The 21,631-nt window shown below is 69.5% G+C and carries 17 protein-coding genes and 1 riboswitch; of the genes, 4 read left to right on the top strand and 13 right to left on the bottom strand.

Translation table 11 applies throughout. The features are described 5' to 3' along the window. Positions 1-716 (top strand): HNH endonuclease signature motif containing protein (locus B141_RS38560; RefSeq protein ID WP_020573583.1); only part of this gene is annotated, 716 nt, incomplete at its 5' end. A 38-nt stretch (positions 717-754) separates the two neighbouring features. On the opposite strand, the gene B141_RS0102440 is transcribed toward B141_RS38560, so the two are convergent. Next, positions 755-1,570 (bottom strand): TIGR03619 family F420-dependent LLM class oxidoreductase, encoded by an 816-nt coding sequence (locus B141_RS0102440; RefSeq protein ID WP_020573582.1) that lies wholly within the window; start codon positions 1,568-1,570, stop codon positions 755-757. A 136-nt stretch (positions 1,571-1,706) separates the two neighbouring features. On the opposite strand from B141_RS0102440, the gene B141_RS0102435 reads away from it, so the two are divergent. Beyond that, positions 1,707-2,051, top strand: a complete 345-nt coding sequence (locus B141_RS0102435) for a MerR family transcriptional regulator (RefSeq protein WP_020573581.1) — start codon at positions 1,707-1,709, stop codon at positions 2,049-2,051. Between the two features lie 20 nt (positions 2,052-2,071). Here B141_RS0102435 and gcvP read toward each other — a convergent pair whose 3' ends face one another. The 12 genes from gcvP to B141_RS0102375 form a co-directional block, all read right to left on the bottom strand. Next, positions 2,072-4,966 (bottom strand): aminomethyl-transferring glycine dehydrogenase, encoded by a 2,895-nt coding sequence (gene gcvP, locus B141_RS0102430; RefSeq protein ID WP_020573580.1) that lies wholly within the window; start codon positions 4,964-4,966, stop codon positions 2,072-2,074. A gap of 81 nt (positions 4,967-5,047) precedes the next feature. Then, positions 5,048-5,161: riboswitch (glycine riboswitch) on the bottom strand. A 253-nt stretch (positions 5,162-5,414) separates the two neighbouring features. Further along, positions 5,415-6,068 carry a MerR family transcriptional regulator gene (locus tag B141_RS0102425; protein WP_020573579.1) on the bottom strand — a complete coding sequence of 218 codons (654 nt, stop codon included), beginning with the start codon at positions 6,066-6,068 and terminating at the stop codon, positions 5,415-5,417. 232 nt (positions 6,069-6,300) lie between these two features. Beyond that, positions 6,301-6,771, bottom strand: coding sequence for a bifunctional nuclease family protein (locus B141_RS0102420; protein WP_020573578.1), 471 nt, complete (start codon positions 6,769-6,771; stop codon positions 6,301-6,303). A gap of 45 nt (positions 6,772-6,816) precedes the next feature. Next, positions 6,817-7,557, bottom strand: a complete 741-nt coding sequence (gene ftsR / locus B141_RS0102415; RefSeq protein ID WP_020573577.1) for a transcriptional regulator FtsR — start codon at positions 7,555-7,557, stop codon at positions 6,817-6,819. Positions 7,558-7,609: 52 nt separating this feature from the next. After that, positions 7,610-8,164 carry an FHA domain-containing protein gene (locus tag B141_RS38555; protein WP_020573576.1) on the bottom strand — a complete coding sequence of 185 codons (555 nt, stop codon included), beginning with the start codon at positions 8,162-8,164 and terminating at the stop codon, positions 7,610-7,612. Between the two features lie 178 nt (positions 8,165-8,342). After that, on the bottom strand, positions 8,343-8,732 hold the full coding sequence (gene gcvH, locus B141_RS0102405; protein WP_020573575.1) for a glycine cleavage system protein GcvH: 390 nt from the start codon (positions 8,730-8,732) through the stop codon (positions 8,343-8,345). Between the two features lie 73 nt (positions 8,733-8,805). Further along, positions 8,806-9,594 carry a DUF881 domain-containing protein gene (locus B141_RS38550; protein ID WP_063828557.1) on the bottom strand — a complete coding sequence of 263 codons (789 nt, stop codon included), beginning with the start codon at positions 9,592-9,594 and terminating at the stop codon, positions 8,806-8,808. A 12-nt stretch (positions 9,595-9,606) separates the two neighbouring features. Further along, positions 9,607-9,939 carry a small basic family protein gene (locus B141_RS0102395; protein WP_020573573.1) on the bottom strand — a complete coding sequence of 111 codons (333 nt, stop codon included), beginning with the start codon at positions 9,937-9,939 and terminating at the stop codon, positions 9,607-9,609. Then, complete coding sequence (locus B141_RS0102390; protein ID WP_157180740.1) at positions 9,936-10,859, bottom strand: DUF881 domain-containing protein; 924 nt, start codon at positions 10,857-10,859, stop codon at positions 9,936-9,938. Before B141_RS0102390 ends, B141_RS0102395 begins: the two co-directional genes overlap by 4 nt. Before the next feature lie 100 nt (positions 10,860-10,959). Continuing rightward, on the bottom strand, positions 10,960-13,458 hold the full coding sequence (locus B141_RS0102385; protein WP_020573571.1) for a sugar phosphate nucleotidyltransferase: 2,499 nt from the start codon (positions 13,456-13,458) through the stop codon (positions 10,960-10,962). A 55-nt stretch (positions 13,459-13,513) separates the two neighbouring features. Next, positions 13,514-14,134 carry a cardiolipin synthase ClsA gene (clsA, locus tag B141_RS0102380; protein ID WP_020573570.1) on the bottom strand — a complete coding sequence of 207 codons (621 nt, stop codon included), beginning with the start codon at positions 14,132-14,134 and terminating at the stop codon, positions 13,514-13,516. A gap of 254 nt (positions 14,135-14,388) precedes the next feature. After that, positions 14,389-16,536 (bottom strand): HelD family protein, encoded by a 2,148-nt coding sequence (locus tag B141_RS0102375; protein ID WP_020573569.1) that lies wholly within the window; start codon positions 16,534-16,536, stop codon positions 14,389-14,391. A 300-nt stretch (positions 16,537-16,836) separates the two neighbouring features. Here B141_RS0102375 and B141_RS0102370 point away from each other — a divergent pair, with 300 nt between their 5' ends. Both B141_RS0102370 and B141_RS0102365 read left to right on the top strand, forming a co-directional pair. Beyond that, complete coding sequence (locus B141_RS0102370; RefSeq protein ID WP_237742595.1) at positions 16,837-19,122, top strand: SulP family inorganic anion transporter; 2,286 nt, start codon at positions 16,837-16,839, stop codon at positions 19,120-19,122. Positions 19,123-19,209: 87 nt separating this feature from the next. Continuing rightward, positions 19,210-21,627 (top strand): hypothetical protein, encoded by a 2,418-nt coding sequence (locus B141_RS0102365; protein WP_020573567.1) that lies wholly within the window; start codon positions 19,210-19,212, stop codon positions 21,625-21,627. Positions 21,628-21,631 lie beyond the last annotated feature (4 nt).

Raw genomic sequence — 21,631 nt, 5'->3', positions numbered from 1 at the left:
CTGCCCGGCGGTGTGAGTTGTCGCTGTACGACGCCCCGGACGGCTCCGGTACCTATCTTCGCGGGAAGCTGGACCCGATCGCGGCGGACCGGTTCCGCACCGCGATCGAGCCGCTCTCGAAGCCGCTCCCGACGACCGCCGACGGGCTGGACCCCCAAAGTGCGGCCCAACGCAGAGGCGAAGCGCTCGACGAACTCATCCGCCGCTACCTCGACTCCGGAGCCTCCCCGTCGCAGGGTGGGGAGAAGCCCCACATCGTTGTGACGATCACCGACGAGAACCTCGTCAAGGGCACCGGGTTGGGCCGACTGCTGCGTACCGGCACCTACGTGTCGGCACGCACGGTTCAGGAATGGGCGTGTGATGCCAAGGTCAGCTGGTTCGGGATCCGCGACGGCGAGGTTGCCCTGTCGGACGGGACACGGTTCTTCACCGGACGACTCCGCAAACTGCTGGAGCTACGGGATCGAGGCTGCGCGTTCCCTGGCTGCGACCGCCCACCCGCCTGGTGCCACGGCCACCACATCCGTTCCTGGCTGAACGGCGGGCCGACCACCCTCGCCAACGGGGCGTTGCTCTGCGGCTACCACCACCGCCTCATCCACCAAGACACCTGGCGGATACGGATAGCGGCCGACGGCGTACCCGAATTCACCCCACCCGAATGGATCGACCACCAACGCAACCCCATCCGCAACCAACGCCTCCGAACCTGACCAGATACGGAGCGGTAAAGAGTCACCCTGGGGCGTCCTCACCGCCGCCCCAGCGCGCGGGCAAATTCGGTCATGCGTTCCGCGAAACCTTCGAATGGACCGAACCACACGGCAAGCGCGTCAGCGCCCGCGGTAGCGAACTCCTGAGCCTCGACGACCGCTCTGGCGAGTTCGGCTCTGCCTCCGTCCCAGGCGATCCGGGCGCCGACTCGGACCTGACGGGTCGACAATTCCCGAATGCGGGTGACGCTCCGGGAGAATTCCGCCGGCGTGATGCCGGTCGCCTGCCATTCGTCAGCGAGTCGGGCCGCGCGGCGTAGGGCGGGTTCAGTCATTCCGCCCACCATGATGGGGATCTCTCGCCGCGGCCTGGGCTCGAAGATTCCCAGGTCGAATCCGAAGTATTTTCCTTCGAACGACGTATTACCCCGGAACAGGCTTCGGAGCAGCAGAATCGCCTCGTCTGTACGCGCCCCTCGGGTGTGGAAATCAGCACCCACGCTGGCGAACTCCCGCTCGTCCCAACCGATTCCCACGCCCAGAATAAGGCGTTCACCAGCAAGCCGATCGAGCGTCGCGGCCTGCTTGGCAACGACGAACGGATTACGCATGGGAAGGACCAGTACGGACGTACCCAGGCCAATGGTGCTGGTTTTTGCGGCGATGTAAGAGAGCGCGACGAGGGGTTCGTAGACGCCGCCGTACCGGTCCCGGCTGTAATGACCAGGGGGCAACAGGTGGTCTGGTAGCCACACCGTGTCGTACCCGATCTCCTCGGCTCGCGCGGCCAGGGAGGCCAGTTCTCGCGGGTCCATGTCCGGCGACTCGCTGGGCAGGACGAGCTGAAGATCCATGATCAGGCCACCCCAACGAGAAGGCCCTGGATCGCACCAGGCCCGGCGCCTCGGACGACGCACGTGAAATGTTCGGTCATGCCCTGACGTTAGGACTTCACACCGATGTGAAGGTCAAGGAAATGAGGCACCTGACATGCTGATCGGCGAGTTGTCGGCCAGGACGGACGTACCCTCGCGGCTCCTGCGTTACTACGAGGAGCAGGGGTTGCTCGACGCCAAACGCGACAGCAACGGCTACCGCCGGTACGCCGACGACGCGGTGGTGCGGGTCCGGCAGATCAGAGCGCTGCTCCACGCCGGCCTGTCCACGAACGTGATCCGCGATGTACTCCCCTGCGCCAACGGCGACCGGCCAGCCCTGGACCTGTGCCCAAGGCTGGCCGGAATCCTCCGTCGGGAACTCGCGGACCTGGACGGGCGGATCGACACCCTGCGGCAGACGCGCGGCACGCTCGCGGGATTCCTCGACGCCCCCTGAGACCGCTTCTCGAGAGCGCCCTACTCCGCGAAGGCGTCCGGCGGTGGGCAGACGCACACCAGGTTGCGGTCGCCGTACGCCTGATCGATCCGGCGAACCGGCGACCAGTACTTCCGCCGCCGCAGGCTCGCCACCGGGTACGCCGCCTCCTCACGGGTGTAGGCGTGTGGCCACTCACCGGCCAGCATCTCGATCGTGTGCGGCGCGTTCCGCAACGGGTGGTCGTCGGCCGGCCACTCCCCTCGGGCCACCCGGTCGATCTCGCCCTTGATCGCGATCATCGTGTCGCAGAACCGATCGAGCTCCGCCAGATCCTCCGACTCCGTCGGCTCCACCATGAGGGTCCCGGCCACCGGAAAACTCATCGTCGGCGCGTGGAAGCCGTAGTCGATGAGGCGCTTGGCCACGTCGTCGACGCTGACACCGGTCTCCTTGGCCGGTCGCAGGTCGATGATGCACTCGTGCGCGACGAGGCCGTTCCGCCCTGTGTAGAGAACGCTGTAGTGCGGAGCGAGCCGGGTGGCGACGTAGTTGGCGGCGAGGACGGCGGTCTCGGTCGCGAGCCGCAACCCTGGTCCGCCCATCATGCGGATGTACGCCCAGGAGATCGGCAGGATGCCGGCCGACCCGAACGGCGCGGCGGACACGGGCCCGACACCGGTCGACGGGCCAGCCTCGGCCACCAGCGGGTGGTTGGGGAGGTACGGCGCCAGATGCTCGCGCACCGCCACCGGACCCACCCCCGGCCCGCCACCACCGTGCGGGATGCAGAAGGTCTTGTGGAGGTTGAGGTGCGACACGTCGCCGCCGAACTCCCCGATCCTCGCCAAGCCCAGCAACGCGTTGAGGTTCGCGCCGTCAACATAGACTTGCCCGCCGGCCTCGTGTACCAGCTCGCACAGCGCGCGGATGTCCTCCTCGTAGACCCCGTGCGTCGACGGGTACGTCACCATGATCGCGGCGAGCCGGTCCCGATGCGCGGCGATCTTGGCCCGCAGGTCGTCCAGATCGACGGTGCCGTCAGCGGCGGCCGCGACCACGACCACCCGCATCCCGGCCATCACCGCCGACGCGGCGTTCGTGCCGTGAGCGGACGAGGGAATCAGGCAGACGTCCCGCTCCGCCTGTCCCTGGTCACGGTGGTAAGCACGGATCGCCAGCAGACCCGCAAGCTCGCCTTGCGACCCGGCGTTCGGCTGCAGGGAGACCGCGGCGTACCCCGTCACCTCCGCGAGCCAGGATTCGAGCTGCCGGATCAACGCAAGGTAGCCTTGCGCGTCCTCGATCGGCGCGAACGGGTGGATGCCAGCGAACTCCCGCCAGCTGATCGGCTCCATCGCCGCCGTCGGGTTGAGTTTCATCGTGCAGGAGCCGAGCGGGATCATGCCCCGGTCGAGCGCGAAGTCGTCATCCGCGAGCCCACGAAGGTATCTCAGCATCGACGTCTCGGAGTGGTGCCGCTCGAAGACCGGATGAGTGAGGTAGCTCGACGTCCGCCGTAGCTCCTCAGGCATGGCGTCAGCGGTCGCCGTGTCGAGCTCGTCGATGTCATATGGACCGACACCGAACGCCGCCCAGACAAGCGCGAGATGGTCGGTCGTGGTCACCTCGTCGCAGGCGATCACCACGTGATCAGCGTCTGCCAAGCGTAGGTTGACACCTCGGCGGCGGCCTTCGGCCACCACCTCCGCCGCGCGTCCTGGCACCCGCGCGCGCACGGTGTCGAAGAAGTACGCCGAAACGACCTCTACTCCCCCACGGCGTAGCCCTTCCGCCAGGACCGCGGCGGACCGGTGAACCCTGGTCGCGATCGCGCGGAGTCCGGCCGGCCCGTGATAGACCGCGTACATGCCGGCGATCACCGCGAGGAGCACCTGCGCCGTGCAGATGTTGCTGGTCGCCTTCTCCCGGCGGATGTGCTGCTCGCGGGTCTGGAGCGCGAGACGGTAGGCCGGCCGGCCGGCGGCATCGACCGACACTCCGACCAGCCGGCCGGGCAGGGTGCGCTCGAGTCCCTTGCGGACGGACAGAAACCCGGCGTGCGGTCCGCCGTACATCAACGGCACACCGAACCGCTGCGCACTCCCGACCACCACGTCGGCACCCATTTCGCCGGGCGGGCGCAGCAGGGTCAACGCGAGCAGGTCCGCCGCCACGACCACCTGCGCACCACGGTCGTGTGCCGCCCGTACCAGCGAGGTGTCGTCGCGCAAGGCGCCGTTGACATTGGGGTACTGCAGCAGGACGCCGAAGAACTCCCCGTCCGGCAACCCCGCTTCAAGGTCCACCACCTCGACGGCGATACCCAGCGCCTCGGCGCGGGTGCGTACCACCGCGATCGTCTGCGGGAGGCACGCGGCGTCCAGGAGGAACCGGTCGCTCGTGGTCGCGCGGTTGGCGCGGCGTACCAGCGTCATCGCCTCCGCCGCGGCCGTCGCCTCGTCCAGAAGCGATGCGCCGGTGACGGGGAGGCCGGTGAGGTCGCTCACCATGGTCTGGAAGTTGACCAGCGCTTCGAGCCGACCTTGGCTGATCTCCGGCTGGTACGGCGTGTAGGCGGTGTACCAGGCCGGGTTCTCCAGGACGTTCCGGCGGATGACCGGTGGCGTTTCGGTGTCGGAGTAGCCCAGCCCGATCATCTGCACCATCGGCTGGTTGCGAGCGGCGAGCGCCCGCAGCTCGGTGAGAACCTGCGCCTCCGTGGCCGGCGCCGGCAGGTCCAGGGCGCGAGTGGTCCTGATCGAGTGGGGTACGGCGGCCGTGGCCAACTCGTCGAGCGATCCGAACCCGCAGGCGGCGAGCATCTTGGCCCGATCCTCCGCCGAGGGACCGATGTGGCGGTCCGCGAAGGCGGCCGCGGGCGAGGGCTCCGCCAGACGGTGCGAGCTGGAGGCGGTCGGGGACGTGGGATTCATGGGGGCTCCCGGTCGAGGCGTGTGGGCCTGTCAGGTTGCTCCCCATCTGTCACGTCATGCGCGATGGCGCTTCAGAGTCGCCTCACCCGCGTGGTCCATGGGCCTGAGAGGTTCCGGGGAGGCTTGCCCCTTCGGCGCTCCAGCGGCTCCCACGACCCGGCACGGTCACCGTGGAGACTCTCCCACGCGGGGTTGTCAGCGGGTCCCACGCTACCAGCGGCCCGCTACCGATCCGGGCCGGGAGCGGCGGGTGGGCGCATCGGGTCCGCCGCGGGGACGGCGGCGCAGAGCAACGGAGCGTACGTCCACATTGGAAATGCTCCATTGCCGGGTATCAACTGCCCGAATCACGCACGGGTTCGATCAAACTGGGGTCTGAGCCCCAGAAAGTGGCAGGTTTCTGCCCTTACCTTTACGCCCGGCGGTCAGCCCTCTACAGAACGCCCGGTCAGCCGGTGAGGCGCGCCCGACGCCGCATCGACAGCTCGTCGCCCGGGTGGTCGCCCGTCTGCACGCCGTCGGGGCGTTCGGCCGGCAGCTCAGCGAGGCTGCCCTCGACCTCGCGTGACACCCGGCCCAGTGCGATACCGAACACGCCCTGGCCACCCTGGAGCAGGTCGATGACCTCATCGGGCGAGGTGCACTCGTAGACGCTCGCCCCGTCGCTCATCAGCGTGATACCCGCCAGGTCGCTGGTGCCGCGATCACGAAGGTGCGTGACGGCGGTGCGGATCTGCTGCAGCGAGACGCCCGCGTCCAGGAGCCGCTTGATGACTTTCAGCAGGAGGATGTCGCGGAACGAATAGAGCCGCTGGGTCCCCGATCCAGAAGCCGGACGGACAGTCGGCTCGACCAGGCCGGTCCGGGCCCAGTAGTCCAGCTGGCGGTAGGTGATGCCGGCAGCGGCGCAGGCGGTCGGCCCGCGGTAACCCAGATCCTCTCCGGGCGGCTCGGGCACACCGTCGGCGGCCCCGAACAACAAACCCTGTTCACCAGCGGAACGGCGAGCTTCGGCCCGCTCGGGGCCCTCACCCGCAACAGCGCTGTTAGCGCCGCCTGCACCCTGGTCACCCGCGCTCGTCACGGCCGCCTCCCACGTCATTGGCGCCACTGGAACGCGGCGCCCACTCCGATCCCGCCCGGGCCCCCCAACCGAACGACATCGCTGGTCATGCGGCGAGGGCCGCATGCTGAGACCTGCAGAAGATGGAGTTACATCCACGAGGTTTCGTCGTCACGGTAAGCCGGCCTTGGACGGCGGTCAACGCGACGGCCGGCGTGTCGCCCTGAAACCTCTACCTGAGGTAGAGAGCTGACCATGCACGGTCACCCGATCAGCCAGGTGTGTCGAAGTCTTCGGGTGTCACCTGGTCCAGGAACTCCCGGAACTTCTGGACCTCCGCCTCCTGCTCGTCCGGAATCGCGATGCCTGCCTCGGCCAACACCTCGTCGGCACAGACGATCCGAACGCCGAGTCGAAGCGCCAGAGCGATCGAGTCGGACGGGCGCGCACTGACCTCCACCCCACTGGCGAAGGCGAGAATGCCGTAGAAGACGCCGTCCCGCAGATCGGTGATGCGGACTTCGGTCAACTCCTGGCCCGTGGCGAGGAGGACATCACGGAAAAGGTCGTGGGTCAGTGGCCGCGCCGGGACTATGCCCTGCTGAGCGTGTGCGATCGCACTCGCTTCCGCCGGCCCCACCCAGATGGGCAAGAAACGCTCGCCGTCGACCTCCCGGAGCAGGACGATCGGCTGGTTCGATGGCATCTCCACCCGGACACCAACGACGTCGAGCTCGCGCACTCGTCCACACTACCCCGGCCGACCACCGGCTGGTCGACCGACGCTCTAACCGTGGAGCCCGGCCTTGACCAACAGCGTGTGCAGGCGGACCGACAGAGCGGCGAGCTCGCGCACTCGCTCCTCCGCACGGGCCCGGGAATCCAGCGAGCGTTGCCGGGCAAGCGGGGCCACCACCTGCTCGATCAGCCCGACCTCGCGATCGGCCGCGGTCCGGAACGCACGCAGGTGCCGTGGCTCAAGCCCGAATCCGGCGAGCTCACCCGCCGTCCTGGCGATCTCCACAGCGCCCTCGTCGAAGTAGTCCCGCCCGTGTCGCGGGGTGATCAGGCCGTACGACTCGAGCTGCTCGAGCAGCTCAGGCTTGATCTGGGCCGCCTCGATGAGGTCCTCGCGGGTGAGCCGCTGGTGGGAGCCATCTCGGCGGAAGGACTCTGGCGTGGGCTGGTCGTCGCCTCCGACGACGACCCTGGGCGCCGGCGGGGTCGGAACGCGTCCCGCCGGGAGCTCAGGCGGTGTGAGTCCCCGGTCGAGTGCGTCCAGGTGATCCTTGATGACGCGCAGCGGCAGGTAGTGATCACGCTGAGCGGTCAGGACGAACCGCAACCGCTCAACGTCCTCGTGCGCGAACTTCCGATAGCCGGACGGCGACCGCCGCGGCTCGATCAAGCCCTCGGCCTCGAGGAACCGGATCTTGGAAATCGTGACATCGGGGAACTCGGGGCGCAGCCGGGCGAGGACCTCGCCGATGGAGAAGGCGCCAGATCGCGCGGATGCCGCACCGCTCACAGGGGGCGCCCTCGTCGGTCCGGCTTTCCGCGTCCCCAGCGAACAGCCTCGCTCACCCTGTGTCCTCCTCCGGCCTCCCGTCCAGGCCCGCTGCCGCACCTCTCATGCCGAAGCCTCGATGGCTGGCGAAGTAGACGAGGCGGAACTTCCCGATCTGCACTTCGTCGCCACCGACCAGCACGACCTCGTCGATGCGGTCACGGTTGACGTAGGTGCCGTTGAGACTGCCCACATCGCGTACGGCATAACCCTGTGGCACTCGACGGAACTCCGCGTGCCGACGCGACACAGTCACGTCGTCGAGGAAGATGTCGCTCTCGGGGTGCCGCCCGACTGTCACGACGTCAGAGTCGAGCAGGAACCGGCTACCCGCGCTCGGCCCACGCTGGACGATGAGTAGGGCGCAGCCAGGCGGCAGAGCGTCGACGGCCGCCTGCTCGTTGGGACGAAGCTCGGGCTCGACCCGCTCGAGGTCAGTCTCAAGCCCCCCTAGTGAGATCGTCGCAGTCTGCTCGGCTGGACGCTCAGCATCCAGCGCCTTGCCGCACTGCGAGCAGAACCTGCTGCCTTCGGCGTTCTCATGCCCGCACTGAGTGCAGAAAGGCATCGATGACCCTCCCGTGGCGGAACTCGAAATCGTACTGGTTGAACACGTCCACCGCACACACCCTAACCCTTGACCACTGGTCGAGGTGGGCAGGTCGGACAGATGGTCACAGCTGGGACCTAGTCGGGCGAGCCGGTCTACCGAACGAAATGCCGCGCGCCGCCGAACCGGGTCCCCGTCAGGCCTGCTCCACGTGGCCGCCGTAATCCTCGGCGTCCATCAGGGCGTCGAGACCGGTGGGATCGGCCGGGGTCAGCTCGAACATCCAGCCCTCGCCGTACGGGTCGGAGTTGACCACCTCGGGGTGGTCCTCCAGATCGTCGTTGCGGGCCACGACGGTGCCGCTGATCGGCGCGTAGAGGTCGCTCACGCTCTTGGTGGACTCGAGCTCCCCGCAGACCGCGCCGCCGGTCAGCTCGGCGCCGACCTCGGGCAGGTTGATGAAGACGATGTCGCCCAGCGCGTCCTGCGCGTAGTCGGTGATGCCGACGCGGACACTTCCTTCGGTCGAACCGGGAACGCGCACCCACTCGTGCTCACGTGTGTACTTGAGGTCCTCGGGGAACACCTGACATCCTCTGCTTTCCGAGCGCCTGCGCGACAATCGCCGACCGATCCGGATCGGACTGACCGGTCACGTGTTACTTGTTGGATCCGGATTCCTTCTCCGGGGCCGGGCGAGCGTAGCGAGGTGCCACCGGTCGGTGCAAGGAATCGATCTGGACACTCCGGGGCTCCAGGACGGTAGCGAGCCCGCCCTTCTGAGCCACCTCGTCGACCACGCCACCCGGGATCCGCATCGCGGTCGAGAGAGTACGCGCGTCGCCGATCGCGTCGATGGTGTACGGGGGCGGGATGAGCAGGCCGTCGACCAGGATTCCGCCCTGCCCGTCAAGGACGTAGCTCCCGGCGACCACCCGCACCTTGTCATTGATCTCGATCGCCTCGGCACCGGCGTCGCGTAACTCCTCGATGGTGTTGAGGATCAGCGACGCCGTCACCGCGGACTGGCTGTCGGAGATGGTGAGCCGGATGCCGGGACCGCTCGCCGGAAGCGTTCCGGCGAGGATGCCGAGCGTCCGTGCCCGGGTCTCCGCCTGCTCGACCGCCGTACGGGTGCGGTCGGCGCCGGACGCGAGCTCGGCCTTGGCCTGCTCCAGCTCGCTGATCTCGGCCTCCAACCGGCGGGTGCGCTGCTGGAGTCCGTCGAGCATCTGGATGAGGTCGGGCCGGTCAGCGGTCGCGAACTCGTCGTCGGCCCGCAACGACTGGACCTGCGCCGTGGTGGCGAAACCGAGAACGGCGAGCAGGACTGCCCCAGCGAGCTGGGCACGGGAGATGTAGAGCCGGAATGCCCGGCCGAGCCGGCGCCAGGCGAGGTTGGTCTGCCTGACCGTGCCCTTGCTCACCGTGCGTGCCTTGTCGGCCATCGTCCCACCCACTCACGCCTTGAACAGGCGCCGGCGGATCGCCGCCATGTTGGAGAAGATCCGGATCCCCAACACCACGACAACGCCGGTCGAGAGCTGGGCGCCGACCCCGAGTTGGTCTCCGAGGTAGACGATCAACGCCGCGACAAGCACGTTGCCGATGAAGGAGACGAAGAACACCTTGTCGTCGAAGATGCCATCGACCAGTGCCCGGACACCGCCGAACACGGCGTCGAGCGCCGCCACCACCGCGATGGGGAGGTACGGCTGCAGCCACAGGGGCACCGACGGCTGGAGCAGAAGCCCCGCGATGACTCCGACGAAGAGGCCGATCGTCGCGATCACTGAGAGCCTTCCGTCCGCGCGTACCGAAGTTTGGTTCCCGAATCGGCCGGCAAGGTCAACTTGTCGACCGCTGACGTCTCAAGACGTATATGGTGCACTGCCTTGAGGTTGAACAACCACTCGCCACCCGGACTATCGACGAATCTGGCTTCGAGAGACCCCGGATCCCCGATCGCCTCGACGACGTACGGCCTGGCCAGCGGGCGGTAGTCGACGGTGATCGACTTGTCGGCGCCCCGGATCGCCGTCATCGTCGTGAGCCTCTGGCCATTGACCGCGACCGCCTCCGCGCCGGCCGCCCACAGACCGTTGACCACCTGCTGGAGATCGATGTCGAGGATCCGGCCGTCGGAGTTCTTGGGACCCGCCACGTCGTTGACGGGCGCGTCGTCGATCAACAGGCGAAGGCCGGGGCCTTCGACGCGGCCCGTCCCGGCCAGGACGTCGAGAGCCTCCAGGCGTTCGCGGAGGTCCTGACCGCTCACCGTGCTGGCGAGGACGTCGTTCTGGAGCCGGGTGACTTCCTCCTGCAGGCCGCCGGCCTGGGAACGCAGCGCGTCGTTACGGCCGGTCTCGGCGCGGATGCGTTCGAGCAGCTCGGCCTTCTCCTTGGCAACGGCCGGTGCGGTCTGGCGGGTCTGGACGGCGGCCATCGTGAAGAGTAGACCCAGCAGGGCGAGCGCCACCAGGGTCGCGACGACCCCGATCCTGCTCCGTGGCTGCCCCGGGGCCCGGCGGGCCGCCGCCGCGGCGTACCCATCGTCGAGGGCATGGGTGACGAGCTCGCGCATGAGAGACATCGAGTCGTCGCGCCGGCCCATCCCGCTGGCTGCCCAGGCTCCCGGCCGAGCTGGTCCATGCTCAGCCGGCGCGGCTGGCTCCGCTCGCACCGTCGTCGTCTCCCGCTCCCCTCGGGCCATGCCGACCATCGTTTCATGACCCGCGGACGTCTGATCCCGCGCGGTGATCACGAGCCTACGGCGTGTCCGCCGGACACATTAGCGTCGGGGCCAACGGGCGTCAGCGGCCGGCCCGGGTCACCAGGTCGGCCCACCGGTGGGCGAGCGCGGTGGCGCGTTCGGTGCTCATCCCCTCGGCCCACACCCGGGTCACCGCCTCAGTGGGGTCTGGGAGCACCAGCGCCCAGGAGCCGTCGGGCTCGAGGACGCGCACCCCGTCGGTCGTGTCGATCGGCCGGCCGTCCGCGGCCTCGATCGCGGCCCGCATCACCGCGCCCTTGCTCGCCCACGGCGTGGGGACTGCGAGCTGCACGACATGCGCCCGCGGGATCCGGGCGTTGATCTCCGACAGAGGAAGGCGGGTCCGGGCGATGACGGCCATCAACCGGACGAACGCCGCGAACCCGTCCACCGCGTTGGAAAACTCCGGCACGATGAAGCCGCCGCGCCCGTCCCCGCCGAGGAGCAGGCCCTCCGCGGCCGACGCGGTGGCCAGCGCGTCGGGGGCCGTCGTCGTCCAGCGGATGCCGACGTCGTGGAACGCGGCCACCTGTTCGGCCACCCGGGTGGTCGTCACCGGCAGGGCGACGTGCCCGCCCGAGGCCTCGGCCGCCACCAGGTCGACGAAGACCAGCAGGGCGCGTTCGTCGGCGATGACGTTGCCCGTCTCGTCGACCAGGGAGATCCGCTCACCCAACGGGTCGAACCGCACACCGAACGCGGCCCGGGCCGACGCCACGAGTTCGGCGAGGCTCGCCACGGCGGAGGTGCGCTGCTCAGCGGTCTCGGTCGGGCTGCGCTCGTCGAGGCCGGCGTTGACCAGGAACGCGTCGACGTCCAGCCGGCCGAGCAGGCTGGGCAACAGGAGCCCGGCCGTGCCGCGGCCCGCGTCGACGACGATCTTCAGCCGGCTCTCCGCCACCTCGGAGGTGTCGACGCTCGCCAGCAGATCCTGCACGTAGCTGTCGGCGACCCTGGACGGGAACGTCAGATCACCGATCTCGCCGGGGAACGCCCGGCGGAAGTCCTGGCGGCCGAGGATCCGCTCCACCTTGCGCTGCGCGACCAGGGAGATGTCGGCACCGCGTTCGTCGAGGAACACCAGGTCCACCGAGTCGGGCCGGTTGGGAGTGGTGCGGATGAGGAGGGCGCCGGCGACGTTGCTGCGAGCGGTCTCGAGGCGGGCGACCGGGCTCGGGGCCACCTCCAGGTCACACACGTTGAGGGCGCTGGAGGTGAACGCCGCGATCGCCGCCCGCTTGAGCGCCCGTGCGGAGCGGGAGGTGTCGCGGGCAGTGAGCACAGACGCGCCCTTGCGGAGCGTGGTCGCGTAGGCGCTGGCCAGCCGCACCGCCAACTCCGGCGTGATCTCGACGTTGACGATGCCGCTGACACCGCGCGGGCCGAACAGCGCCTGGCGTCCCTGGGACTCCCAGATCACGCTCTGGTTGACAACCGCACCGGCCTCGATGGTCTTGCTCGGATAGACCTTGATCTCGGGATGGAGGACCGCCTCCTCCTCGATGACACAGTCGTCTCCGACGACCGCGCCGTCGTCGATGCGGGCACCCCGCATCACGTCGGTGTTCTTGCCCACCACGCAGCCACGGAGGTTGGTGTGCGGGCCGACGTAGGCGTTGTCGTGGACGACCGCCCGGTGGAGGAACGCGCCGCGGCGAACGATGACGTTGTCGCCGACGACCGTGTGGTCACGCAGCTCGGCGCCACCTTCGATCTTGGCGTACGCGCCGACGTACAACGGCCCCTTCAGGACGGCGTCCGGATCCACGTCGGCACCCTCGCCCACCCACACACCGGCCGACACCTCGAACCCGTCGATGTCGATGGCGATCTGCCCGTCGAGTACGTCGTAGTTGGCCTTGAGGTAGCTGCGATGGGTGCCGACGTCCTCCCAGTAGCCGTCGGCGACGTAGCCGTACAACGGCGCACCCGCCGCGAGCAGACGAGGGAAGACGTCGCTCGACCAGTCGACGTTCTCCGACTCCCCCACGTGGTCGAGGATCTCCGGCTCCATGACGTAGATGCCGGTGTTGATCGTGTCGGAGAAGACCTGACCCCACGTCGGTTTCTCGAGGAAGCGTTCGACCCGGCCGTCCTCGCGCAGGATGGTGATCCCGAACTCCAGCGGGTCAGGGACGCGCGTGAGGCAGACCGTCGCGAGGGCGCCGGCACGCCGATGGTGCTCGATCAGGCCGGTCAGGTCGATGTCGGTGAGCGCGTCGCCGGAGATGACGAGGAAGGTGTCATCTGACAGGGCCGCGGCGGCGTTCTTGACGGAGCCGGCGGTGCCGAGGGGCTTCTCCTCCGTGGCGTACGTCAGGTCCATCCCGAGGTCTTCGCCGTCACCGAAGTACGAGCGCACCATCGAGCCCAGGAAGTGGACGGTCACCACGGTCTCGGTCAGCTGATGCCGTCGTAGCAGCCGCAGGACGTGCTCCATGATCGGGCGGTTGACCACCGGCAGCAACGGCTTGGGCATGCTCGTGGTCATGGGCCGCAGGCGGGTCCCCTCACCACCTGCCATGACGACGGCTTTCATGTGCCTCCTCCGTGGTGGTTCCCGGTCCTGGACCACATGACCTGGGATCGCCCAGTCAGGTGCGAAGCCGCCCCTCCTCTGCCTGCTGGGCCGGCGTACGACCTCGGATCAGCTGGTAGGCCTGATGGGCGTAGAGAACCCCTGCCCACCAGTAAAGTCCTGTGCCCCAGATGGCGAACGCCCACCCTGCGACCCGCGCCGCCTCGGCGACGCCGTTGGTCCCCTCGCCGAGGAAGAGCAGCGGGAAGGCGTACAGCAGGCAGAAGGTCGCGGCCTTGCCGAGGAAGTGCACCGGCAGCGGCCCGTGGCCATACCTCCGGAGCAGCGCGAGCAGGCCGGCCATCAGGACGTCCCGCAAGATGATGAGCGCGGCCAGCCAGAGCGGGATGATCTCCCTGACCGTCAGCGCGAACAACACCGCGAGGATGTAGAGCCGGTCGGCGAAGGGGTCGAGCAGCTTGCCGAGGGTGCTCACCTGGCCGAGCCGGCGGGCGAGCTGGCCGTCGAGCCAGTCGGTGAAACCGGACACCGCGAGGACGATGATCGCCCAGCCATCAGCTCGGGGTCCCAGCACAAGCCACAGAAACAGCGGAACACCCGCAAGCCTCGCAAAGCTCAACAGGTTGGGCAGCGTCAGAATTCGTCCTACGTCACGGATCTCAACCGGCTCCGCCACGTGTAGTTCCCCCTTCGGAGCACCACGACAGGCCCCGCGCCGATCTCGCGGATCGCGGCCCCTCGCGGCGAGCTTGCGCTCGTGCTGGTGAGCCACCCGCTACCCGCTGTCAGGGCCGATCCGGGAGAGAGTCCCAGGTCCTGCCTCCTAGCCGAAACCCTATTACCCGGGTGCCACTCCCTTGCGGATCCGGCCCCCACGGGCTTCGCCCGCCGGGCCCACCCCCACCTCGGGCCGGCGCCGCGCGCTCGCGATCAACCCGCGATGCCCAGCCAGTCGTCGACGCCCACCGTGACGAGCCGCTGGGTCGCCCGCGTAAGGACGACGTAGAGCGTCCGGAGGCCGACCGGGCTTTCGGACGCGATCTCGCTCGGCTCGACCACGGCGACCGCGTCGTACTCCAGCCCCTTGCTCGCCAGCCCGGTCGCGACGGCCACCCGGTCGCCGTGCACGGCGGCGAGGTCGGCGAGCCAGCCGCTGACCTCCGCCTCGCGGGCCTGGGGAACGATCACGCCGACAGTGCCCTCGACCTCGTCCAGCAGGGTCTCGACCGTCGCGCGTACCGCGTCCGCGCGCCTGGTCGCCTCGATCACCAGGTGGGTGGGCGGGTGTCCGGTCTGGCGTACCGCCTCGGGGAGCGGCAGGTCCGGGAGCTCGCGCCGGATCACGCCGGCCGCGAGGTCGAAGATCTCCGCCGAGTTGCGGTAGTTGGTGCTCAGATGGAACGTACGCCGGGTGCCACGGGTCAGTGCGGCGTCCCGGGCCGCCGCGGCTTCGGCGATGTCGGGCCAGGCACTCTGTGCGGGGTCGCCGACGATCGTCCAGCTCGCGTGCCGGCCGCGCCGGCCGAGCATCCGCCACTGCATGGGCGAGAGGTCCTGTGCCTCGTCCACGAGGACGTGGGCGTACCCGTCGAGCTGCGGCCCACGGTCGACCCGGCCGCGCTGGGCATGGTCCCGATCAGCCCACGTGGTGACCTCACGTACGCCGTCGTACTCGAAGGGTTCGGCCGAGGGCGGGGGTGGGACGGGCGGGTCGCCGAGCAGGGCGTGCAACTCGTCCAGGAGCGGGACGTCCTCCACCGAGAACCCCTCGGTCGCCGCCCACGACGCCACCAGCGTGTCGACCTCGGCTGGGCGGAGCACCCCCTTCGTGGTCCGGGCCAGCCGGTCGCGGTCGGACAGCCAGCCCAGCACCTGCTCGGGCCGGAGGATCGGCCACCAGGCGTCGACGAACTCCACGAAGGCGTCGCGGTCTGACAGCTCCTCCTCGAACTCCGCCCTGGACACCGGGCTGCCGTCGGCGGCCTTCCGCCACAGGGCGGCGAGGAGGGCACGGACCGCGTCTGCCCGCGCGCGGTTGCGCCGGGAGCCCCGCCGCAGGACGTCGTTCCGTACCGCCGCGAGTTCGGCGGGGCCGAGACGGAGCATCCGGCCCGCCGCGTAGAGGCGGACCTGATCGGGGGCACCGGGGGCATCAGACCGGGCTGCCCGGGCGAGCACCTGGCGCATCCGCAAGGAGCCCTTGACGACGGCGGCCTCGAACGGGTCATGCCGGCGGGCCACCACACCGTCGACGATCTCGCCGATGGAACGCAGGGTCGCCTCTTGCTCGCCGAGTGAGGGCAGGACGCGCTCGATGTAGCTCATGAAGACCGGAGAGGGACCGACGACGAGCACGCCGCCGCCAGCGATCCGGCGGCGGTCGGTGTAGAGGAGGTACGCGGCGCGGTGCAGCGCCACCACAGTCTTGCCGGTGCCGGGCCCACCGCTGATCAGCGTCACGCCGGGCGAGGGGGCCCGGATGATCTCGTCCTGCTCGCGCTGGATCGTCGCCACGATGTCGCGCATCTGCCGGCCGCGGGCTGCCGTCAGCGCGGCCATGAGCGCGCCGTCACCCACGACCGTGAGGTCGGATGCCGCGTGGTCGGGGTCGAGCAGGTCATCCTCGACCCCCACAACCCGCTGGCCCTGGCACCGCAGGACGCGTCGGCGTACGACGCCCTTCGGGTCGACGGCCGTCGCCTGGTAGAAGACCGACGCGACCGGTGCCCGCCAGTCGATGACGAGGGGCTCGTGCTCGGCGTCACGGACGCCGATCCGGCCGATGTAGCGGACCTCGCCCCCGCGCTGGTCCAGCCGCCCGAACACGAGCCCCTCGCGCTGGGCGTCGAGCACGGCGAGCCGGCGGACGGCGTGGTCGACCATGACGTCGCGTTCGAAGAGGCTCCGGTAGTCCTCTTCCTTGATCTGGCCGGTGTAGTCGAGGAGCCCGCGGGTCCGGCCCTCCTCGCGGATGGCGCCGGCGTTCTCGACCATCGCCGCCAGGCGGGAGTAGACGCGGTCGACGAACTGCTGCTCGCGGTGGATCTCAGCTTGCTCGGTGGAGGTGGCGGGCCCCACGAATTCCCCCTGCCCGGATGGACCGGCTCACAGTGGTTGCCCCGCGTGGGCAACCGCCAAAGTCTAGAAGCTTGCGAGGAACGCCGCGCGCCGCGGTGATGTGATCCCTTCCATAGAGCCCAGAAGGAACTATCAAGTCATATCTACGCGTACCTCCAACGACAGTTACCGAGTGTGTGTCAATGGGCACAGCAGGTATCAGGGCGTGGCGTTCGGGGGTCACATATGGAGCGATTCGCCAAGGCAGCTCGGCGGTTTACGGGAGCCGGCGGCGACACGGACCGCGAACATGGTCTGACGTTGCGCCATGACCTCCCCGCCTCCCTGGTCGTCTTCCTGGTGGCGGTCCCGCTGTCTGTCGGCATCGCGGTCGCGGCCGGCGCCCCCGTCATCGCCGGCCTCGTCGCCGCGGGCGTCGGCGGGATCGTCGCGGGAGCGCTCGGGGGCTCGGCCCTCCAGGTGAGCGGCCCGGCAGCTGGACTCACGGTCATCGTCGCCGAGATCACCCTGCAGTACGGCTGGGCGGTCACCTGCCTCATCACCGCCCTGGCAGGCCTTATCCAGATCGCGCTGGGCCTGAGCAGGGTGGCGCGGGCGGCGCTGGCAGTCTCGCCCGCGATCGTGCACGGCATGCTCGCCGGCGTCGGGATCGTCATCGCGCTCGGGCAGTTACACGTCGTCCTCGGCGGCGCATCACAGAGCTCGGCCGTGCGTAACCTCCTGGATCTTCCCGGCCAGATCGTCGAGCCGCACTCGGCCGACGTCGCGGTCGGACTCCTCACGATCGTGATCCTGCTCCTCTGGCCGCGACTGCCCGCCACAATGCGCCGGGTGCCCGCTCCCCTGGTGGCGATCCTCGGCGTGACCCTGGTGGCCATCCTGCTCGGGCTCGACTCCGAGCGGCTGCGGCTGCCAGACGACCCGCTCCAGGCCCTGGTCCTGCCGCGCCTGCCCGAGAGCGGCGCCTGGCAGGGCGTACTCCTCGCCGCCGTGACGGTCGCCATGGTCGCAAGCGTCGAGTCGCTGCTCTCCGCCGTCGCCGTCGACCGCCTCCACAGCGGGCCGCGGGTACGCCTCGACCGGGAGCTCATCGGCCAAGGCGCGGCCAACGTCTTCTCGGGCGCGCTCGGCGGCTATCCCGTCACCGGCGTCATCGTGCGCAGCAGCGCGAACGTAGGCGCCGGTGCGCGGACCCGGATGTCCGCCGTGCTCCACGGCGTCTGGGTGGTCGGCTTCACGCTGCTCCTCGGCGGCCTCCTGGAGTACATCCCGCTGGCAGCGCTCGCCGGGTTGTTGGTGTACGTCGGCGTCCAGCTCGTCAACGTCCACCACATCCGCAACCTGGTGAACCACCGGGAGATCGCGGTGTACGCCGTGACCGCCGGCGGTGTCGTCGTCCTCAACCTGGTCGAGGGCGTCCTGCTTGGCGTCGGCCTGGCGGTACTCCTCGCACTGCGCCGGATGACCCGCGCCCACATCCGTACCGAGAACCAGGGGAACTACTGGCACGTCGTCCTCGAAGGATCGCTGACGTTCCTCGCCGTACCCCGGTTCATCGCGGCGCTCGCCGCCATCCCGCGCGGGGCCCACGTCGACCTCGACCTCAACGTCGACTTCATGGACCACGCGGCGTTCGACGCGCTGCACTCCTGGCGGCTCGACCACGAACGACTCGGCGGGAAGGTGGACATCGACGAGATCCACGAGCGGTGGTACGAAGCGGCCAGCGCCGGCTCGCCCCCGCCGACCCGGCCAGGACCCGCGCCCTCGCCGCGATGGTTCGCCCCCTGGTCCACCTGGCAGGACATCCGCGGCGTGCTCGGCGCGGACAGCAGCGCACCACACCGGTCCGGGCTCGCGCCCCTGCTGATTGGCGCTCGTGACTTCCACCGGCGGGCCGCACCGTTGCTCCGCCCGTACCTCAGTCGCCTCGCGGCGGAGGGGCAGGCGCCGTCACACCTCTTCATCACCTGCGCCGACTCCCGGCTGGTGCCGAACCTCATGACGGCCAGCGGGCCGGGCGACCTCTTCACCGTGCGGAACGTCGGCAATCTGGTTCCGCAACACGACGCGGGCACAGACACCTCGGTCGCCGCGGCTCTGACGTACGCCCTGGAGGTCCTGCGCGTCGACACCATCACCGTCTGCGGCCACTCCCACTGCGGCGGCGTCAAACGGTTGAGCGAGCTCCACGACCTCACGAGGGCCCGGCCCATCGTGCCCAGCCAGGGCGGCGACCCGGCGACCGAGCTGTTCTCCTCGCCCGTGGACCGCTGGCTCCGGCACGGGCTTCCTCTGACGGCGGGAACTGCCCACGACGGTGACACGACGTCATCAGAGACATCGGGGGCGGAGCTGTCGCAGCGCAACGTCGCGCACCAGCTCGCCAACCTGCACACCTATCCGATCGTCGCCGACCGGCTGGCTCGGGGGGAGCTGCGCCTGGTCGGCATGTACTTCGACATCGAGGCCGCGCGGCTACTGGTGCTCGACGAGGAGAGCGGCCGGTTCACTCCGGTCGAACGCCTGGAGCACCTGTCGCCGGCGGCCGGGCCGATGGCCAAGACCACCAGCCAGCGCGCCTGAGGGGGGCCAGATTCGGGGAGGGGCGCCGGCCGCTTTCGGACCCCCACCACGGGGGTTCGCGGCCGTGGGCTCCAGAGGGGGGAGCAGATGCGCCGGTCGATCGTGCTCAGCGGAGGCATCGCCGCGTTGCTTGGCATCCTGTCCATGGCGCGGCCATCGATCGCGACGGACGATGGCTACCAGCTACAGACCGAGCAGAGGAAGGTGGCGGACAGCAGCTACCGGGTCCTGACCGACCAGGAGAAGCAGGCACTGGAGCTCCAGATCCTGTCCCGCTTCGTCCCCCACGCGGAGCGTTACTGGCGAAGCTCCGACATCCCCGAACCCAACACCGGCCGGTACGAGTCCGCTGGCACCGGCGTCACCCAGCCCCGGGGTGCGGGACAGCTCGCGTTCGCGTACGCGACCCTGCTCACCGCACTCCCCCGCCAGTCGTCGTTCGGCGGCGTCTCCCGGGCCACGATGCTGGACCACACCATCAAGTCGATCCGGCACACTGCGCTCACCAACAAGCTCTCGGGGGCGGGCCACGACCGTTGGGGTGGCGGCACCACGCAGGCCTCGCTGGTGACCTACACGTTCGGGTTCGCGGCGTACCTCCTCTGGGACCACCTGGACGAGGAGACGAAGGTTCTGGCGAGGAAGGTGATCTCCGCGGAGGCCGACATCCTCCTCACCAAGCCGATCGGCAACGGCGAGAAGGGCGACACCAAGGCGGAGGAGAACGGCTGGAACGCGCCGACACCGGCCCTCGCGGCGGCCCTGTCGCCCCAGGATCCGCGGGCGCCGAAATGGCGTGAGCGCGCGATCGTCCTCGCCCTGAACGCCTCGTCGACGTCCGCCGACGCGGAGTCGGACCAGATCGTCGAGAGCCGGCCGGTCAAGGACCGCATCTCCTCGGTCAACCTGTATCCCGACCTGACGATGGAGAACCACGGCTTCTTCAACCCGCTCTACCAACAGGTGACCCACGTGAGTGTGGGCGATGCCGCCATCATCGAGGCGGTGGCCGGGCATGCGCCACCGCAGGTGGGGTTCCGCGCCCAGGAGGTGTGGGAAGGGATTCTCGGGCCGCTCGCGAGCGACGACGGTGACCTGGTGATGCCGGCCGGCCAGGACTGGATCAGCAAGGACTACCAGCACCTTGGCTATCTGTCCGTGCTCGCCACCAGGTTCCGCCGTCCCGACGCTTCGGTCCTGGAGTCGCGCGCGTTGCTCACCATCGCGCGCCGGCAGGCGGCGCAACCCGACGGGTCGCTGCTCGGCCAGAGCGAGCTCGGGTACGAAACGATGCTGGTCAAACGGATCGCGGGGTCATGGTGGAACCACCGCGTCTTCGGCCCGTCGCCAACGCCCAGCGAGGAGGAGTTCCGGGATGACCGGGACGCGACGTCGGGAACCCACGTGTACGGCGACGTCGAGGTCGTGCAGGGCCGCTTCGACGGGACGACCGTCACGATGTCGTGGAATCCGGTCCGGCCGATGGGACTGGTGGTGCCGCCCGCGACGGGCCATCTCGACGATCCGGTGTTCACCTACTACCGCCCGGGCAGCCTGATCGGCGCGGCGAAGGGCGCCGGCAAGCACGCCTGCGACTGCCGCCCCGACCGGTTCTCGACCGCGGGCCTGATCGGCACCCGGATGTTCTCGATGACGGCGTTCCCGGACGGGATGACCATGCTCCTCGACCGCGGCACGGGAAGTACCTTCAGCTACTCGCTGGAGCGCATCCCCGGTGTGGCGGAGAACCGTCCGATCTACTCCGTGGGCGGAGAGGGCTCTGGCGCGCTGAGAGGTAGCTGGGTCAACCTCGCTGACCGGCTCGGCATGGTGGTCATGGGCGGCTCAGGGATCAGAGCCCGGACCGTCGACGGCAGGAACAACTCCCTTCTGGTCACCGGATCGACGGACACGGGGACGGGCAACCGGGGCGCCGCGCTCTTCCCGGGCAACGATCACGCCACGACCGCGAAGCTCGCCGCCCATGTCTCCCAGCCCGCCGTACCCGACGGATGGTCCGCGCTCATGGCCCGCGCCGATGACGGGACCAGCCGGTTGGCGGTCGCCCGGTGGTCCGGCGCAGGCTCGGCGACCCTCAGGCTCAAGGAGCCTCGCGGCGGGCCCCTCACCGCGGCACAGAGCCGGATCACCGGCGACGTCACCACCGCGTCGTTCACCCTCAACGCCCCCGCCTCCACCGGGGACATCCTGCGATTCTTCGTACGTACGGACGTCAGCGTCCTGGCCCGCCAGCAAGGTGAGCACACCGCGATCCTCACCAATCCCGGCAGCACCCCTGCGACGGTGCGGGTGACGTACGCCGCCGGCGACGGCCGCCAACTCGTCGCGCGCCACCTGATCGCACCCGGCGAGCGCATCACCGCACGAGTGGTGGACGGCGACCTCGTACTCACCAGCTCGAGGTACGAAGCGCTCGGGTACGCCCTCACCGTGCTCGCGAAACTCACCGGCGGCGTCACGCGACTGGTCGGCGACGAGCGGTAACAGG

Source organism: Actinopolymorpha alba DSM 45243 (assembly GCF_000373925.1).
GTDB classification, from domain to species: domain Bacteria; phylum Actinomycetota; class Actinomycetes; order Propionibacteriales; family Actinopolymorphaceae; genus Actinopolymorpha; species Actinopolymorpha alba.
This window is presented reverse-complemented; position numbering and strand designations above follow the sequence as displayed.

What these genes read in the sequence shown, in the direction of transcription:
- B141_RS0102440 (WP_020573582.1), bottom strand. Translation starts at nt 1,570, where the DNA reads ATGGATCTTCAGCTCGTCCTGCCCAGCGAGTCGCCGGACATGGACCCG.
- B141_RS0102435 (WP_020573581.1), top strand. Translation starts at nt 1,707, where the DNA reads ATGCTGATCGGCGAGTTGTCGGCCAGGACGGACGTACCCTCGCGGCTC.
- gcvP (WP_020573580.1), bottom strand. Translation starts at nt 4,966, where the DNA reads ATGAATCCCACGTCCCCGACCGCCTCCAGCTCGCACCGTCTGGCGGAG.
- B141_RS0102425 (WP_020573579.1), bottom strand. Translation starts at nt 6,068, where the DNA reads ATGACGTGGGAGGCGGCCGTGACGAGCGCGGGTGACCAGGGTGCAGGC.
- B141_RS38555 (WP_020573576.1), bottom strand. Translation starts at nt 8,164, where the DNA reads ATGCCTTTCTGCACTCAGTGCGGGCATGAGAACGCCGAAGGCAGCAGG.
- B141_RS38550 (WP_063828557.1), bottom strand. Translation starts at nt 9,594, where the DNA reads ATGGCCGACAAGGCACGCACGGTGAGCAAGGGCACGGTCAGGCAGACC.
- B141_RS0102390 (WP_157180740.1), bottom strand. Translation starts at nt 10,859, where the DNA reads ATGGCCCGAGGGGAGCGGGAGACGACGACGGTGCGAGCGGAGCCAGCC.
- B141_RS0102385 (WP_020573571.1), bottom strand. Translation starts at nt 13,458, where the DNA reads ATGAAAGCCGTCGTCATGGCAGGTGGTGAGGGGACCCGCCTGCGGCCC.
- B141_RS0102365 (WP_020573567.1), top strand. Translation starts at nt 19,210, where the DNA reads ATGCGCCGGTCGATCGTGCTCAGCGGAGGCATCGCCGCGTTGCTTGGC.